Source organism: Sphingobacteriia bacterium (assembly GCA_017304685.1).
In the GTDB taxonomy this organism is placed as follows: domain Bacteria; phylum Pseudomonadota; class Alphaproteobacteria; order Rickettsiales; family 33-17; genus JAFKLR01.
The window spans coordinates 695,524-713,272 of record JAFKLR010000003.1 but is presented as its reverse complement, the minus strand read 5'-3'; the positions used below and the strand labels follow the sequence as shown (position 1 = coordinate 713,272).

The 17,749-nt window shown below is 27.7% G+C and carries 17 protein-coding genes, 1 tRNA gene and 1 other RNA gene; 6 read left to right on the top strand and 13 right to left on the bottom strand.

Annotated features, from left to right (window positions below; translation table 11 throughout):
- Positions 1–34: 34 nt before the first annotated feature.
- From J0H68_03400 to J0H68_03365, 8 genes are all read right to left on the bottom strand, one after another.
- Positions 35–601 (bottom strand): hypothetical protein, encoded by a 567-nt coding sequence (locus J0H68_03400; protein ID MBN8827735.1) that lies wholly within the window; start codon positions 599–601, stop codon positions 35–37.
- A gap of 114 nt (positions 602–715) precedes the next feature.
- Positions 716–1,234 carry an AAA family ATPase gene (locus J0H68_03395; GenBank protein ID MBN8827734.1) on the bottom strand — a complete coding sequence of 173 codons (519 nt, stop codon included), beginning with the start codon at positions 1,232–1,234 and terminating at the stop codon, positions 716–718.
- Positions 1,231–2,661, bottom strand: a complete 1,431-nt coding sequence (locus J0H68_03390) for a hypothetical protein (protein MBN8827733.1) — start codon at positions 2,659–2,661, stop codon at positions 1,231–1,233. The genes J0H68_03395 and J0H68_03390 overlap by 4 nt, the downstream gene beginning before the upstream one ends.
- An 86-nt stretch (positions 2,662–2,747) precedes the next feature.
- Positions 2,748–4,373, bottom strand: coding sequence for a hypothetical protein (locus J0H68_03385; protein ID MBN8827732.1), 1,626 nt, complete (start codon positions 4,371–4,373; stop codon positions 2,748–2,750).
- 43 nt (positions 4,374–4,416) lie between these two features.
- Positions 4,417–4,905, bottom strand: a complete 489-nt coding sequence (locus J0H68_03380; protein MBN8827731.1) for a methylated-DNA--[protein]-cysteine S-methyltransferase — start codon at positions 4,903–4,905, stop codon at positions 4,417–4,419.
- Positions 4,906–4,931: 26 nt separating this feature from the next.
- Complete coding sequence (locus J0H68_03375; protein MBN8827730.1) at positions 4,932–6,266, bottom strand: hypothetical protein; 1,335 nt, start codon at positions 6,264–6,266, stop codon at positions 4,932–4,934.
- 109 nt (positions 6,267–6,375) lie between these two features.
- Complete coding sequence (locus J0H68_03370) at positions 6,376–7,968, bottom strand: hypothetical protein (GenBank protein MBN8827729.1); 1,593 nt, start codon at positions 7,966–7,968, stop codon at positions 6,376–6,378.
- Between the two features lie 250 nt (positions 7,969–8,218).
- Positions 8,219–8,310 (bottom strand) — tRNA-Ser (locus J0H68_03365).
- A 96-nt stretch (positions 8,311–8,406) separates the two neighbouring features.
- On the opposite strand from J0H68_03365, the gene J0H68_03360 reads away from it, so the two are divergent.
- Both J0H68_03360 and lnt read left to right on the top strand, forming a co-directional pair.
- The gene (locus J0H68_03360) at positions 8,407–9,429 is read left to right on the top strand and encodes an MBL fold metallo-hydrolase (GenBank protein MBN8827728.1); all 1,023 of its coding nucleotides are present in this window, start codon (positions 8,407–8,409) and stop codon (positions 9,427–9,429) included.
- A 75-nt stretch (positions 9,430–9,504) separates the two neighbouring features.
- Complete coding sequence (gene lnt / locus J0H68_03355) at positions 9,505–11,046, top strand: apolipoprotein N-acyltransferase (GenBank protein ID MBN8827727.1); 1,542 nt, start codon at positions 9,505–9,507, stop codon at positions 11,044–11,046.
- On the opposite strand, the gene J0H68_03350 is transcribed toward lnt, so the two are convergent.
- Positions 11,038–12,045, bottom strand: a complete 1,008-nt coding sequence (locus tag J0H68_03350; protein ID MBN8827726.1) for an ankyrin repeat domain-containing protein — start codon at positions 12,043–12,045, stop codon at positions 11,038–11,040. The genes lnt and J0H68_03350 overlap by 9 nt on opposite strands.
- A 121-nt stretch (positions 12,046–12,166) precedes the next feature.
- On the opposite strand from J0H68_03350, the gene J0H68_03345 reads away from it, so the two are divergent.
- Both J0H68_03345 and J0H68_03340 read left to right on the top strand, forming a co-directional pair.
- A complete protein-coding gene (locus J0H68_03345) occupies positions 12,167–13,345 on the top strand; it encodes a hypothetical protein (protein MBN8827725.1) in 1,179 nt (392 codons plus the stop codon).
- Positions 13,346–13,355: 10 nt separating this feature from the next.
- Complete coding sequence (locus J0H68_03340) at positions 13,356–13,973, top strand: hypothetical protein (GenBank protein MBN8827724.1); 618 nt, start codon at positions 13,356–13,358, stop codon at positions 13,971–13,973.
- A 2-nt stretch (positions 13,974–13,975) separates the two neighbouring features.
- Here J0H68_03340 and ssrS read toward each other — a convergent pair.
- The 4 genes from ssrS to J0H68_03320 all read right to left on the bottom strand — a co-directional run bounded on the left by ssrS (position 13,976) and on the right by J0H68_03320 (position 16,417).
- Positions 13,976–14,132: non-coding RNA, 6S RNA (gene ssrS / locus J0H68_03335), on the bottom strand.
- Entirely contained in the window at positions 14,132–14,476 is a 345-nt protein-coding gene (locus tag J0H68_03330) for a cell division protein ZapA (protein ID MBN8827723.1), read from the bottom strand. Before J0H68_03330 ends, ssrS begins: the two co-directional genes overlap by 1 nt.
- Positions 14,463–14,765, bottom strand: a complete 303-nt coding sequence (locus J0H68_03325; GenBank protein MBN8827722.1) for a hypothetical protein — start codon at positions 14,763–14,765, stop codon at positions 14,463–14,465. The genes J0H68_03330 and J0H68_03325 overlap by 14 nt, the downstream gene beginning before the upstream one ends.
- Before the next feature lie 2 nt (positions 14,766–14,767).
- Positions 14,768–16,417: an STAS domain-containing protein gene (locus J0H68_03320; GenBank protein ID MBN8827721.1), complete on the bottom strand. Its 1,650-nt coding sequence runs from the start codon at positions 16,415–16,417 to the stop codon at positions 14,768–14,770.
- 109 nt (positions 16,418–16,526) lie between these two features.
- On the opposite strand from J0H68_03320, the gene J0H68_03315 reads away from it, so the two are divergent.
- Both J0H68_03315 and J0H68_03310 read left to right on the top strand, forming a co-directional pair.
- On the top strand, positions 16,527–17,066 hold the full coding sequence (locus J0H68_03315) for a septation protein IspZ (GenBank protein MBN8827720.1): 540 nt from the start codon (positions 16,527–16,529) through the stop codon (positions 17,064–17,066).
- A gap of 133 nt (positions 17,067–17,199) precedes the next feature.
- Positions 17,200–17,748: a biotin transporter BioY gene (locus J0H68_03310; GenBank protein MBN8827719.1), complete on the top strand. Its 549-nt coding sequence runs from the start codon at positions 17,200–17,202 to the stop codon at positions 17,746–17,748.
- Position 17,749: the final 1 nt, after the last annotated feature.

The following is a 17,749-nucleotide window of genomic DNA, read 5'->3' as shown; positions in this document are numbered from 1 at the left end:
TTAAAAGCCTTTTAAACTGTTTTCAATGATTTAATTAGTTTAGATGATTTAACTCTTTAAATTTTTCATCGTAAAGGTCTTGTAATGCTTTAAAATTACTTTGTGGAAAGAGCTTGTATCTTTCTAATTCAATTTTATCTAATTCTTCAAGTGAAGTTATGTTTTTTAGCTTAATTTTTAATTCGTCAAAGCCTTTGTATGAAAAGGGAATATAAGCAATTTTCTTTTCCTGTAACTTATTAATTACGGATTTTGCTAAAATTTTTGGATTTAAATTACCTTTTGTTTCTTTAATTTCATCAACAATTGTACTAGCAATTATATCATTTTCAGAATTTGAAGGAGAAGAGGGTTCAGGTTTTTTTTGAATTTTTTCAAGGTTTGGAAGGATGTTTTTGAGATTAGAGGCTTTAGTTGTTTTAAAATAGATACTACTAATTTTATTTAAAGCATTAATATATTTTAGAATATTATCCATTTTACTTTCGATTAAATATTCTGACATGTTATTACTATGGATAATTTCAATTAAATCACTTAAAAGCTTACTTGCAGCCTGGTTGATAGAGTCATGATTTAGGGTTGTGATTGCATTTGTCATATTAAATTAACTCTTGGTTGAGGGGGAACTTAAAAAATATAAAATCTTAAATTTTCTGTCAAGGAGCTAGGTTAAAAAATTATTTCTTAATAATCAATAATTTAGAATTTTTTATTATATTTTATTTAGCCACACACGGGTTTTATTAGGATTATTAAATCTTAAATAGGTTTTATTAGGAATTTGGTTATTAAAAGCAAGTGTATAAGTGGCTTTACGTTTTTTGTATGTAGTTAGAATCCAAAGTATAATAGATTTTTTTGAAAAGAAAGTGTGGCGAATATTTTCATAATTTCCACCACAAAGAGGTCTTGAATAAATAATATTTTTAACTGATCTTTTTAGTGCCTGATAGAGACACCTAAAAATATTATAATCAAGCCAAATAATTGTGTCGGCTTTTTCCCAAGTTATATTATTAACTTTGGAATAATTACCACAGATTATCCAAGATGGATTTTGGGTGATGGCATCTATGATTTTTGGAAATTCTTCGCTATCTCTTACTACCCAATTAGGTAGCCAGTAATAATCATCCATATCATAATAAGGAATATTTATTATCTTACCTAATTTCTTAGCTAACGTAGTTTTACCACACCCACTTGTTCCAATGATTACTATACGCTTCATCTTCTATAGCTTAAACATACATCTTGCTCTTGATCACGCAACCCTCTAAAACTTAATTCACGATTTTGAGGTGCTTTTTCAATTTTATTCTTTCTTTGAGTATTAAAATATTCCAATAAATGTTTTGGGTTCGCTTTAAAAATTTCCTCTACTGGAACAGTTTTTTTCAATTCATAAAAAAGATCAAAATTTCTAATTAATATTACGCCTATTCGCTGATTTTCAGGTTTAAAAAAATGCACGTAAGTAGTGTTAAAATCTTGATCAAATTCTTCTTTTGTAAGGAGAACCCTAAATTTAGGGAGAAGCTTAAATAAATAGGCTGGAGTATTTATATCGGTTGATAATACGCCATCGAACACACCATGAGGAATGGTAAGCGCTTTGTCATACTTAAATATATCTCTAAGGAAATGTTCACTAAAACCATTCCTGATTAATATATCTTTGTATTCAAATAAGAAGTTTAATCTAGCGGAAATGTAAGGTTCTGTAGTTAATTTAATTATTTCTTTGACAGATGAAGAATCGGTAGTGCGATTCCCCATATAGGCGAAGAAATCTAGCCAAGTTTTCGATGGTAAATTGGTAGCATCTTCAATTTTAGTCATTTTTTGCGATTTTTTGGTGTTATTATCTTCAGGTTTAATATTTAATTCAAGAACGCTAAATACATTAGTTAAATATTGTAGGTTAGGGTAATAAATGTCATTATTATAAAATGTGCTTAAATTTACAGGGTTCATTTTTAATAAGCCGTTTATATCTGTATTAAATAGCTTACAAAGCTTTAATGTTTTCTGCCAATCATTTTGAATTATTATTTTAAATTGAGAGTAAAAATTGCTTTCTATAAAAAGGTTATATTGATAAATTGCGTCAATTTCAGGTCTTAAAAAACCTTGATTATTTGTTAAGCCTTGCTCAAATGTTATTTTAAAGAAATTTATATAGCTTTCTGCATTTTCAATAATTAAAGTTGCTAGGTTATTGTCTACAACTTGGAGTAAATGATTAACTCTTTGCTCACCTAAGCTTTCAATTAAACAAACGATATTATTAGCGTTTTTAACAATTTTTCTAAAAAAATCTGAGTGATAATTTTTAGGAAATAATTTATTTTTGATATCGGCAAAATTTACGCCCTGGCCAATTAATAAATGAATTTTTTCAGAATTTGCCTCAATAAATTCAATTTGTTCGAAAGTTAAATTTTGTAAGTTATCGCATGATCCTATTAATTGTTTAAATACCCCTTCAGTTGTGTAAATACTCTTACGTAATTGAGGGTTTTTAAAATCATCGCAATACTTTTCCCTTAACGCTTGAGCTATTTGTACGTTAGGATTATTTTGAGAAAAAAATAATTTATAAGGGCTGCATGACACAGAAGTAGAATATGAAATTGTGGAATTGTTAGCTTTCATGGCTCTTACCATATTTAGTTAATACTAATCTTTGCAAGCTTATTATATATAATTTGTAACGCAATAAAATTATGTTTCTAAAATGTTTAACAAAGGTTAGGGCATTTGGTAAGTTTATTTTCCTGTTCTAATTGTCCTCTTTTAGAAAGGTAAGTTTTAGCATAATTTTCATCTAATTCCTTTATTTTATTCTCAATTAATTGAACAATTTCATGTCGTTCTTTTTTTCTTGCATAATCAAGGAGTGATTCACCTTTATTTGAACAAAGCCTTGGGTTTATGCTATTTTCTAAAAAAGCTTCAACTATTTTTATATGATTTTCTTTAATAGCTACAAAGAATGCATTAACATACAAGCTTTTATCAATTTTATTTATAATTGCTCTAAATAATTCTCTATTACCTGTAAAGCAAATGTAGGTGAAAAAGTTAACTCTATATGGTTCATTGTCTGGATTTTCATGATCAAAAACCATAATTTCAAAATCTGAAAAATTATGCCCGTCTTCAATTAGCTTTATAATACTCTGATTTTTTTCTTCATCAGTTAAGTTTCTATTTTTGAAAAGAAAGCTTATAACGTAATTAACATTAAAATTCTCTCCACTGTTAAAAAGGAAATTGGTTGAGAATTGAATAAAACGTTCTTCCTCGGTTTCTATTCTTAATAGTTTTATAAGCTCAAAAACGGTTTCGAGATTAGAAGCGTTTTCAAGGTTAATTAAAAATTCTTCAGCTTTATCTCTTTGATCAAGTAAATAATTTCTTATTTCCCGAGTAAAATTCTCTAAGCTATCAGAATCCGTTGGAAAATAAATGTTACATTTAACAAGAGTTTTAATTTTATCTAAACTTATTTGTTCAGAATGTTTAGCACTTTCAATAAAAATTTTTAAAAAGGTTAAATCGCTGAATAGATGTAATGCATTTAGGCTTTTAATTAAGTTATAACAAATTATTGGGTCATATTCGGCTAAATATTTTGTAAGTTGAAAAATTATCTTTTTATCTAAGTGTATGCTTACATTTTTTAAGGTTTCGCTTGAAGCAATTATTAGTGAAACTAAAAGATGTTTAAAAAGAGTGGGGGAAGTCATGCTTAGAATATAAGAATGTAAGCGCTTATTTTTAAATAATTCACAATAGCGTTGATTACCTTCCACTGCTGATGCAAAATTTAAGTAAATAGGAAATAAGGAAGACTCAAATGAAAAATTTGCTTTAAATTTTTTCATTGTTTTTAAAAAATTTATATCGCCTATTAATAGTGAAATAATATCTGTTTTTTTTATTAAAGTATTACTTTCAATGTTGTTTAAAACGCTTGAAAAATCCTTAGGATTTTTGGTTATACTAATGATTATAGGTTCTATTAAATTTTCTATACTTAAAAGCTTAATCTCATTAAAAAATTTATTACTAAGGTGTTCTTTATAATTTGGATTATTATAAACTAAGATAACGAATTTTAAGTAGATAGGAAAAAAAGGTGAGGTTATAGAAAAATTATCTTTATCTGTAAATTTAACTATTTTATTAAAAAAATATTTTGTAGTTTTAATAAGAGAAATAATATCTTTTGAGTCAGTATAACTAAAAACTTTGAATAATAATTCATCATGTAAATAAGGGGTTCTTGGAGTAGAATCTAGTTTCCTTTTTTTAGGAGAAGGTTTATCGATAGCATCATTCTCTGCTTTACGCTTTGACATAAATTATACCTTAGTTTTAAAAATTTTCAATTAGGGTTTATTTTTAGGCGCCTTCTTTAAGAAGGAGAGCACTTTTAATGTTAGTTCCCCATCTAAACCCTGATAATTCACCATTACTTCTAATTACTCGGTGGCAAGGCACAAAGTAAGCAATTTTATTTTGACCAATAGCACTCGCAACAGCGCGGTGTGCTTTTTCATGGTTAATGGCTTTTGCAATTTTTGAGTAGGTGGAAGTGGAACCATAGGGGATTTTTAATAGTTCTTGCCAGATTTTAATTTGAAAATCAGTTCCAACTAAAAGAAGATTTAAGTCATTTAAAAATTCATTTGATATAGGTTTTAAGTCTCTAAGTTCAATTTTAACATCTGTGTGTTCAAGAAAATCGACTCTAAATACACCAAGAGAATTATACATTACAAGTAATTTACCTGCTTCAAGCTCGTAGATTCCATACTGAGTAGGATCGGTTTTTAAAATATCATTGAATTCATGATTTAAAATGGTAGTTACATTGGTTATTGTATGCATGATTATTTCTCTACAAAATTATTTAATTATTGAATAGCGCAATTATAACCCTTACTCTCTTTAATATGCTCATTTGTAATGTTTTTTGGTGAGGGAGAATTTAATAATTTATCACATTTTTTAATTATATCGGTGTCACTATTTATTACAATTCTACCGCTTATTAGCCCTTGCTTTATAATAAGAATTTCTTCAGGTGTAGCAACGCGTATTCTAGTTTTTTTATTTTCTCTAAATAGTGAAGTGTCCCAATAAAATCTTGTTTTAGTTATAACGCTATTGTATACACGATTAAAAGGATTGGATAAAGGTTGGAAAATATATTCATCTTCACTGTTTTTTTCATTTTTATAACTACTAAGATAAGCAAAATATACATTGTCACCAGATTCAGGAATTTGAAAAACTGATTCTCTATAAAATTCATTTTCTAATGCTATAATTTTATTTTGAAAGGGTTTTAAATCTTCAATATTAATTATATTAGTTGCGGTATTCATTAAATAATAGTTTCGGTTTCTTCTATTCGAATAGTATGAATTATTAATTGAAAACCAATTAAAATTAATTTCAATTTTATTATCTTTACAAGCATCAGCTAAAATTATTAGATGATTATCTTTTAGGATGCCTATATTAAAATCAATATATTTTAGTGAAGAGTTTTTTTTCAAAGCTTCTGATAAAGCAGTAATGACTTTATCTGGGTTTTTATAATAACCTGAAATACTTATAAATTGAATTGAAGTATTACATGCTAAAGCAGCAGATAAATATTCCATTTTAGCTTCTTCTAGGCCAGGAAGTTTCATTTTTATTATACTTTTATTATTTGCAAAGCTTTTACAAAGGTTTAAAAAGGCTATATCCGAAAAGCAATTATTTGCAAAATAGATTTCTTTAAGGTTAGTGTTTTCTTCAATTGCTGCAGCTAATATTTCAATACTTCTAACAGAAATTGTCTGTTGAGATATAAATAGATCATCTATATTAGAGGCTTTACCATAACGAATTAATTCAAATGACTTGGCACAACAGTCAGAACTAACATTTCTGTATGGTCCTATTATTAATGCTGTTTCACATAATAATTCATATTCTTCAAATTCCGCATAAATATTTAAGTTGTATTTATCAATATTATCTTTTACCAATTGCCATTCAAATTTAATTCGCTCTAAATCATCCTGTAGATTACTAAATTGCTCTTTTAGTACATTCAGTTTTTCTTCTTCAATAATTCCTTCTTTTTCTAATGAAGCAATTAATTTTAGTGTTTTCCAGATAAAATAATTGGAGTTATTTATAAAGGAAGGTTTTGATGGTAATTTTATGGATATGTTAGTGGTTTGAGACAACATGGCATTTTCCTAATTTATTACTATTTAACTAATAATATATTAGTTAAATTCGTATAGAAAGTCTAAATTATATAAAATACGCTTACATAATTAAATTTAAACCAAAAAATTATTTATTTATTTCGTGGTTTTTATTCTCGGACTTATCTTCATTTTCTATCTCAAATCTTTTGCTGTTTTTATCAATCGAAGGATAGAATTTATGTAAGTATTGTTCTGCTCCTATTGAAAGTATTTCTTTTGATTCTAAAGATATTACGCCACTTACTTGATCCCACTTCCAAATATGCTGGAAATTTATGTTACGTGTCTTACTGTTATAAATTAGCACCATATAATAATGGGTAGCATTTGGGAAAGTATACGTTAGCCATTTTATTTGCTCAATTTGTTCTTCTGCGAAATTGCTTTTTGAGCCAAGATGAAGAATGATATTATAATTTGTAATTGATTGGATGTTTTGTTTTCTAAAATCATCGAAATCCTCAATAAATATTACACTTAATTCACCACCATTAGAGCGAAGTAATTTAATAAATTTTGCTAAATTTTCTTCTGTATAAGCTTTATTATTTTTTTTAGTATTGCTTCCAAAATAATCTTTTTCTTTTGGTTTTAATAAGGTGAGTTCAATTTTTTTGCTAGGATTGAATAAGGAGGTAAATAAATAATACCGATGAAGTACTTCAAATTCATTGGTTAAAGCAGCGATGCGTATAGGTTCATTGTTTTCATTTTGCACATTACCAACAATATTTTCTATTTGGTCAGAAATATTTTTTAGAAAAAGCGGTGTACTATGGTCTTTAGTATTAAAAGTTAAACAACCTTGTTTATTAAAGCTTAAATCATAATCAGAATATGATAAATAAAATAAACCATTACTTGATAATATGTCATGTAACTCCATTAATTGATCAAACATTTTGTCTTTATCATCAAAATCTATAGCTGTGATAATATTAGGATTTTCTGAAGAATTAACCCTGTAAGAGGTAAGATCAGAATAGAATGCTATATTTATAGAAATTTTTTCTTGGCTTACGATTGTCTCTAAAATTTCTTTAAAAATTGCTAAACTCTCATTTTCTTCGTAGTACTCATTGTCAATAAAATTGAGGTTTAAGTTTTTATAACCAGCTTTAATTAACCTTGCTACAATAAATAACTCACCTAATAGCCTGCCGCTTCCAAAACCTAAATAATGTATAGGAGTTTCTTTAGAGAAATGTATAATGCTATCATTAATAATTTGATTTTCAATATTCTGTCTTCTTTCATTAGCTAATCTATTAAAATTATCGCTATGTATACAAGCGCATTCACTAAGATAAACCTTTTCCTTTAGAGGTAAGTAAGTATTATTTCCAAAAATTGGGTCTTGTGAAGATAAAAGATATTTTTTAGGATTTTGAGCTATAGAAATGATAGCATCAAGCATATTTCCATTAAGTTTGGCTTTTTCAATTTCGACAACGCTTGGAAGGTTATTATATTCAATTTTTGCATGGTTAGGGTAACCTAGCCCTTCTGCTAGTTCATAGCGTGAGTAATTACTAATGTCAGTGCCATTTCTTACTACTCTTAAATAAATTGCTAAGTCTAAAGATTTTGGAAAGTAATATGAGATGTAATAATTGTCGATTACTGAATCGAATGCTTTGGTTAAATAGTAACTAAAAATTTCAAGGGATCGTTTCATAAAAATAACCATTATTATAATTTTAAAAATTTATTAATAATATATGTTATTATTAATAATTGTCAATAAATTTTGTTAAAAATTAAATATCAATACTTATTGGGGGGGATGAAAAAAGCATTAAAATTCAAGCGTATATATTATTAACAGGTATGAATAATAATGATGATAAATTGAGTAAGTCAATCAACAGCAAGAAGTCAAATTTTGTTTATTAGGTTTAATGTATTATTTATGGAGTATTTTATTATGGCGGAGACGGAGGGATTCGAACCCTCGGTACGGTATAACCCGTACTACGGTTTAGCAAACCGGTGCCTTCGACCTCTCGGCCACGTCTCCATTAAGACATAAAGAATTGCCTTTAATTTATTCTTCTATATCATTAAATTTGATTTTGACAAAGAAATTTTTTTGTTTATAGGAAATTTTTTATTTATGTTAAGACTTATATTAAGTTTTTTAGCCTTAATTATTAATTTTAATGCATTTGCAATGGAAAAAGATAAATATAAAATAACTGATCATTTTGATGGAAAACGTTTTTACAATCAAGAACCGCATACCAATACTTTTGGAGATTTTCTAAAATGGCAATTTACTAGGAAAAAACCTGAATGGCCAGAATGGACAAACGAAAATATTAAACCTTCAGTAGAAAGAGCTGTTCAAAATAAAATCAAAGCTACTTATGTAAATCATGCAACGGTTTTAATTCAAGTTGATGGTATAAATATTTTAACAGACCCTTTGTGGTCAGAAAGGGCAAGTCCTTTAAGTTTTATAGGGCCTAAAAGGATACATGCTCCTGGAATTGAATTTGAGAAGCTACCTTTAATTGATATAGTTTTAATTTCTCATGATCATTATGATCATTTAGATATTCCTACTATGAAACGACTTCATGAAACTTTTAAGCCGGTATTTATAACGGGCTTAAAACTTGGAGAATATATAAAAAATATTGAAAAAGATTTAAATGTAATTGAACTTGATTGGTGGGAAATTACAAAGTTTAAAGATTTAAAAATACATTTTGTACCAGCTCATCATTGGTCAAGTCGAGCGCCTTTCATGCGTAATAAAACATTATGGGGTGGATTTGTTGTTGAATCGAAAGATGGAAGCGTTTATTTTGCTGGTGATACTGGGCAAGGTAAGCATTTTAAACAAATTGCAGAAAAATTTTCAAATATTAAACTTAGTTTATTACCAATTGGTTCTTATGAGCCAACATGGTTTATGAAATATTCTCATATAAACCCTGAAGAAGCAGTTGAAGCTCACATTCTTCTTAAAAGTAAATATTCTATGGGAATCCATTTTAATTGTTTAAGTAATCTAGCAGATGAAGAATATAACCAGCCAATTATTGATTTAGAAAAAGCATTAGCAAAAAATAAAATTTCAAAAGATGAATTTATAGCTCCTAAACCAGGGCAAGAATTGATTATTGAATAATACTTATTTTTTATGTTCTATTGTAATCTGGTGTTTCCTAATATATAAATATTTAAAAGCATGTCGTGGTAGAGAATGATAACAAAGCTGATTCAAAGAATTGATAATAGTAAATATAGATATATAGGATATTTTTTAACAGGGCTTTTTAGTAGCCTAGCTTTTGCACCAATATTTTTTACTTTAGCTTTGTTACCTTTATTTTTGCTCTATACTTATTCAATAAGATTTGAAAGTAATTTAAAAAAGCTTTTTCTTTCCAATTTATTAATGTTCCTAGGACATTTTATGGGAGGATGTTATTGGATATGCATTTCTCTAACTATTGATTTAAAATCTCATTTTTGGCTTATACCTTTCGCTTTAACTTTACTTCCTGCTTATTTAGCGCTTTACCCTACACTTACAGCAGTACTTTCAAAAAGATTTCAACCTTCTTACGTTGCTTTTACCATTGGTTTTGCATGTGTCTGGACACTTATGGAAGTATTGAGGGAATTTATAATAACAGGTTTCCCATGGAATGCTTTAGGTTATGTTTGGGCAAATAATATATACTTTTCTCAAATAGCTTCTATAACTGGTATTTATGGCCTGAGCTTTATTACAATTGTTATATTTACTTTAATTACAATTTCTATTACTGAATTTAAATTGCTTCCACTTATTATTAGTATAGTTATTTTTATAGGAAATATTAGCTTTGGTTATAATCGTCTTAAAACAGAGGAAGTAAAATATTTAGACACTAAAGTACTTGTTGTACAAGCAAATATTTCACAACAATTAAAGTGGAAAGCTGACGAAAAAATGAATAATGTTATCAAGCACCTTAAGCTAAGCAGAATGGCGAGTAAAGGGGACGTTATTATTTGGCCAGAATCTGCTTTTGGATATTTAGTCTCATTGCAAGATCGCTTTGCCTCTAATATTTCAGGTGTAATTCCTGAGAACGGTTTTTTAATTACAGGAGCGCTTAGGTTTCATCAAGAAAATGAAAAAGATGATTTAAAGTTATGGAATTCATTAATTGTAATTTCTAACGATGGTTATGTATTTGATTACTATGATAAGCGCCATTTAGTACCTTTTGCAGAATATATTCCACTAAGTAAATATATCAATTTAACTAAAATAACAGATGGTCAAATTGATTTTTTAGAAGGGGAACCAACAAGAACTTTAGTAAGTTTAGATAAAGGAAGAAAATTTATTCCCCTTATATGTTATGAATCAATTTTTCCGCATCAAAATTTTGAAAGAATAAACCAGGCTAATTTTATTGTTATGATAACCAATGATGGATGGTTTGGTAATAGTTCAGGTCCATATCAACATTTTTATATGTCGCGTATTAGAGCGATTGAAGCAGGTAAACCTTTAATAAGAGCCGCTAATACTGGAATTTCTGCAGTAATTGATGGTTATGGCAGAATTTTGAAACAAACAAAACTTAATACTGAAGATGTTATTTATACCAATATTCCTCAGGAAATAAGTAAGCCTACTTATTTCGCTCAGGAAATGAATAAAAACAAAATTACTTCTATTCTTACCTATTTACTATTTATAGTTATAATAGGAAATGCAATTATTAAAAGAAAAAAATCATTGTAAATAATCTTTAGTAACAAGATTATTTACTCCTTCAATATTCTCTATTGGCGGATTTTCATCTTTATATTCATTTTCTAAAATAGTATATTCTTCAGTAGGAACATAAGTTTTAAAAACTTCTTTCGTATCTACATTATTTATTATAAAAGCAATTTCAATAGGTTTTTGACCTAAAACATCTGTTAATTCTAAATCAGCATTATTTTGAATTAATACTTCGGCTGCGGCTGAATTTTCTGTTAAAGCAGATTTGTAAAGTGGTGTTCTTCCTAAATCATCTTGCTTATTAACATCAGCCCCTAAATTAATAAGAGCTTCTACGGTTACAGGGCAACCAATTTCTGCGGCAAAATGCAAGGGGGTTATATCATCATTATTCACAACATCAAGCTCAGCGCCATTATTTAACATAAGCTCTACTCCAGCTAAATTTTTATTTTTAACTGCTGTAAAAAGAGGAGTGTCTCCAAAAATATTTTTTGCTTCTTTGTCTGCGCCATTATTAATTAAAAGCTGTGGGATAGGGGTGTTTGGATAATTTATTGCTACATGTAAAGGGGTATTACCATATCTGTTTGCTATTGTTACATCTGCTCCATTATTAATTAATAAATTGACCCAATCTTCAAGTTGGTCACGGAAAAAGAATAGGTGGAAAAAGGCTGTATTTGCTTCAATATCTTGATGATTTACGTTAGCTCCATTTTGAATTAAGAGTTCTCCAATTGGATAGCATTTATTATAAATTGCATGAAATAGAGGTGAACTATTAGTTTGATCAATACATTTGTTAACGTTGACACCATGATTAATTAGAAACTGGGTTAAATTAAGAGATTTAGCTTTTATTGCAGCAGTTAATATATTTAGTTCAGATGATATAACTTCAATATCGGCTCCATTTTGAATTAGATTTTCTGCAGTAGCTTCATCTAAAATTTGTGTTTTTGCAAAATTATCTAATAAGTTTTTTAAATCTAAAGTTTCCTGATTTAACATATTTTCCTCATACAAATTATTTAAACTTCTCACTCGTTATTATTTTATTGTAATTATAATTTAAAAAAATTAAAATATTAAATAAACAGAAAATTACATTAATTATTTAAGAAATATATTTATGCAAGCAAAAAATGAGGAAATTTCAAAAGAATCTAAACGCATTGCTATAGAAAAACTTTCAACTGAATTGAGCTTCGATTATAACAATCTTGTAAAGGAAAAGATTAAGACTATAGAAGATTTGGAAGAATATATTATAAATAAATTTAGTAAAATTCCTAATAGATGTAATGATATTACTATTTTAATTCAAAACTTTAAATCCGAAGAAAGTCGAGAGTCTTTTCAAATTATTATTCAAAAACTTTTAGCGATGTCGTTTTCTACAAATTTCGCTAAGTTAAAAGGTTCAAAGGAAATAGTTTCTTTAAAGTGGGGGTTAAGGGTTAAAAAAGTTCTTATTTATAACAATAATTTTTTTAGCGTTCCCTTGTATAATAATTTAATAAATCTAATTGAGAACTTTAATAAAGCACATGCATTATTGTTTGATAATAATTTATTTGAAGGGGCTTTTTCAGATTTAATTTTAGCGTTAAATTTTTGTAAAGGCTTAAGAACCCTTTCGCTATGGAATAGTGTATTTTTAAGTAAGCAAGCAAAAGATTTTGAAAGTCTGAGTTTAAAAAAAATTACTAGTTTATATTTGTTCGATTCAACCTTTAGAATGAGTGATTTTACGTATATTTTATCCTTGCCATCTTTTAACAAACTTAACTATATAAATATTTCAAATAATATTTTAACTACTGAATTTATTAAATATAAAAACGAAATAGAAAATTTTGTTGATACAATATTAAGTAAAAACCTTCGAATTCTTAAATTAGCAAAATGTTATGTCCCGCAATATTTTTTAGTAAATTTGTTTGATAAGCTATGTAATAATAATAAATTAATAGAATTGGATTTATTTGAAATTAGAATTCAAAGTGTATTTAATGGAATAGGCGAAAACAATGCAATCTTCAAAGCTTTTAAGAAATTTATTGCTAATAACAATAATATTGCAGCACTTAACTTAATATACCAATATTTATGGATTAATATTCATAAAAATAATCTTACAAATATACTTTTCTCAAAACCAAATTTAGCTTTTGTTTCATTACTTAGGAATGGAATTAATCTTAACGAAAAAGTGGTAGAAAGGTTTTTAAAAGGTAAAATGCTTTATGATTTAATGCATTACATATTACCATTTAATGAAATAAAAAAAAATACGCAAATTCCCTAAAATTGAAAGTTTGTTACTCAGAGAATTAGAGGCAAAGGAAGAAAATTTTAATATTAAAAAAACTTTCAATGTTTTTGGTTATTTTAATTTTTTTTCTTACGTAGCTAAAAAAATTAGTTTTCATCAAAATTCACAAAATAAAGGTAAGAAATTTGAGCAATATGATTCAGAAAAACTGGAAGATAATAAATTTAAGGGACTTATGGATTTTTTTCTTGGAATTTATAAGCCTGACAATGAAAAGGAAAATCTGGAGTATTTGTTTTGGTTAAAAAAGCTAATAATTTATGGACGCGAAAAAACATTTAAAAATGTGGTAAAAACTTATATAAATATTTCGGAAGAAAAATACCAAGTGCTTAAATCAAAGTTTCTTGATCTATTAGCCTATAATTGGAATATTTCAGAAAATATAGCAGCTATGCGAGAAAATACCGAGCAAGGAATTCTAAAACTTTCACCCACTAAAAAAAACTTTAGAAAAACAAGTAGTAAGAAAATTAGTGAATTAAATAAAAAAGGCTATAATTCTACTCTTCCAAATGAAATATCAGCAAAAATCTTTAGATATTATTATGAAAATAAAATTAATGAAGAAACAGCAAAATTAGGAAGTAAGGAACTATAAAAAATAGGACCGCTATAGAGGTGAAAATCGAAAGACCTCTCAAACCCTTAAGTTAAGGTGGGCGCCATATTATAAAGCCAAAGCTATATAAGAGCCAGCTCCCAATGAGTTAAGCATCGGTTCCAGGAACTATTGAAATCACCATCAAAGCAGCCCCATTACTGATTATATATTTTATCTAATTTTAATGCAAGGTTTTCTATATATTCAGCAATAATTTCTACTGAATCTGAAACTGCGTCTTCATTTACAGCTTCTTTAGGTTGAATTGGTGTTTTTGAAATTAAATTTTTAACTTGGTTTTCAAGTTCTTCTACTTTATCTTCAAGTAGTAACCCTGCCATTACCATTAACATTAAATCGTTTGAACGAGGTAATTTAGTTGCTAATTCATTTACTTTATTATTCAATTTTTCAGCTAAAGCGAGCAATCTGTGTTCTTCACCTTCACCACATGATAGTTGATAAACATTATTACGAATTTTAATATTAACTATTGCCATTTTTCTTCGCTTCTATAATTAAATCGAGTTGTTTTATTGAATTAGTAATATCATTTACAATTTCTTTCTTATTTGCAGTAAGGTCTGCTAATTGCTTTGTTAGCAATTCATTTTCCGCTTTTAAGGCATTTATTTCATTATTTTTAGAAACTATTTCGCTTTTTAATTGTTCAAAAGCAAAATCTTGCCCTTTTTTTTGAGCGTTTATTATAGCTTTATTAGTATAAGTTTCCAGCATCTCTAAAGCTTTTGCAAGCCTCTGTTGACTTGTAATTATATCCGTTGACATATTTAAACCACTTCACTTTCGTTTCTGATTATCTTAACATTATTAAGGTTTATAAACTTACTAATAATATCATTTACATAATCATTTGCAATAATATAAATGTTCTTATTACTATTTGCTTCTATAAAACCCTCTAATTCAGATAGACCAGAAACATCCAAAATATTTACCTTTGTTAAGTCTAAAATTAATTTATTAAATTGCAAGTGTTTTGTTAAATCTTGGTTAAAAATTTTATTAGTGTTAGAAAAAAAGATAGGTCCTTTAATAACAATTTTAAGGTTATCATCAGTAGTTTTTGTAATGAAAACGGGGTTATGATCTGATATTTTTTTAATTATTAAAAAGAAACTTATAATAACTCCAATTGTTACACCTATCACCATATCAAAAATGGCAGTAAGTAAGAACGTAGTAATTAATATAATGATGTCTTCTTTAATTTTACTTTTAAGAATTTTTTTAAACTCATGTATTTCAGCCATTCTAATAGCTACAAGCATCAAAATTGCGTAAAGGGCACTTAATGGGATTTTATCGATTTGATCATGAAATACTAACACATATAGAAGAATTAATATTGAACAAGCAAGTCCAGAAATAGGGGAGCGCGCTCCACTTCGGATGTTTGCGGCAGTTCTTGCAAGAGCTCCTGTTGCTGGCATTCCAAGAGCAAAGGCAGAAAATAAATTTGCAGTTCCAATTCCTAATAATTCACTATTTGGGTTATGTTTTGATCCGGTCATATTATCAGCCATAGTTGCAGCTAAAAGCGATTCTAAAGAAGCTAAAATCGCAATCATAATTGCCGCCGGCAATAACTTACCAATTTCTTTTAATGTTGGGAAAGCATAAATTGGATCACTATTATCAAAATTAAAAAAGTGAAGTTGTGGTGGTTCGTCAGGAATACCGCTTTCACTTTTACCTGTTTCATCATCAATGTAGGAAAAATCTGATTCAATAGTGCTTATTTTAAATCCGGCATTATTTAAAAAAATTGTAATTAAGGTAACTGTCACAATAGAAACAACGATGCTTGGTATAATTTTAAATTTTTGTATTTTAAATTTATCCCATAATTTAATTATAGCTATTGTTAATATTCCTATAAAAGTATCGCCAAAAGTAATTTTATTTAAATTTTGAAAAATGAGAAAAATTTTATTAGGTAAATAACCGTTAAATCCATCTATTTTTATTCCTAATAAGTCTTTAAGGGAAATAATACAAAGTACAAAAGCAATACCAGTTGTAAACCCTACTGTAACGCTATATGGAATATATTTGATAATAAAACCAACTCGAAATACGGCCATAACAATTATTATTACGCTTGCTAGTATTTGAGCAATAATTAAACCTCTAACTCCAAATTCAATTACAATTGGAGCAAGGATAACTACAAAGGCACCTGTCGGGCCACTAATTTGTGCGTATGAACCGCCAAGGAGAGAAGCAATGAAACCTGCAACAATAGCTGTATAAACACCATGCTCAGGATCTAGTCCTACTGCTATTGCAAGCGCCATAGCTAAGGGAAGGGAAACTAAGGAAACTACAGCGCCCGCACCTAAATCTTTTACAAAGTCTTTAAAATTATAACCCCTGCTTAAGGTGTCTCTTATAGCAGTAGCATATTCAAGTTTCATTTTTACCTTAAAAACTAATAATTATTGATAAAAAAATTTATATATTGTATATTAAGTTAAGCTTATATTTTTATAAGTTCTTTTCAATGTTTTTTTGTTGTTTTATATAATGTCCAATCTTTTTCGATTTATAAATGAAGCCTTGCCTTTAACAATATTCTTTATAACTTTTAAATTATATGGAATTTACTACGCTACTTTCGCCTTAACGGTGTCTGCTATTGTGAGTTTTACAATAAATTATATTAATACAAAAAAAGTACCTATCGTATCTTTGGTTTCAACTACTATTCTTATAACTCTTTCGGCCTTTACATATTTCAGTGGGAACACTGATTTTGTTAAACTTAAACCCACTATTGTAAATGTTTTTTTAGCAGGTGTTTTAACTGTAGGGGTTTTGTGTAATAAGGGGCTTGTAAAATATATATTTGAGGGTCCATTTGAATTAACTCAAGAAAATTGGATAAAATTTTCTAAAAGGTGGGCAATTTTCTTCCTGTTTTTAGCGATAATGAATGAAGTAATTTGGCGCAATTGTTCTGATGAAATGTGGGTAAAATTTAAAGTGTTTGCGACCATTCCACTTACAATTGTATTTATACTTTGTCAGCTTCCATTTTTAATGAAAAATAACATTAAAAACTAAGTTAATTTAGAAGTGTCACATTTCTTTTAAAATATAAAAGCTTGACTTTACCGATCTAACTTTTTATAAAGTTGGGGTATTTTATTGCCATAAATCTTAAACCTTTAATGGAGGTCTCCACATGGGTAAAGTTATTAATGCAGTGCAATCTTATAGTAGAATATTTAGTTCTAATTTAACTCAAATTGTTATGGGAACTTTACTTATTTTTTTATGTTCTCAAATTACGATACCTCTAGAACCAGTACCAATTACTTTACAAAGTGTAAGTATAATGTTTATTGGTCTTACCTATAGCCGCAAAAATGCTATTCAATCTGTTTTATCTTATTTAATTTTAGGTGCACTAGGGTTACCAGTATTTGCAAATTACTCTGGCGGATTTCATAGTTTAATAGGTCCAACTGGTGGTTATTTATTTGGTTTCTTAGCTGCAGCTTATTTAATGGCTACAATCAGAGAAAAAATTAACCTAAATAATTTAGGCTTTATGATAGCCAATAGTCTTATTGGAACTGTAATTTTATTTATATTTGGTGTTTCTTGGCTTTCATTTTTTATTGGAATTGAGAAAGGAATTACTTTAGGTTTAGTACCCTTTATTATTCCAGGAATTATTAAAGCAGTAATTCTTGCTTTAGGAATTAGATATCTTAAACCTAATTCATTTTTTAAAAAATAAT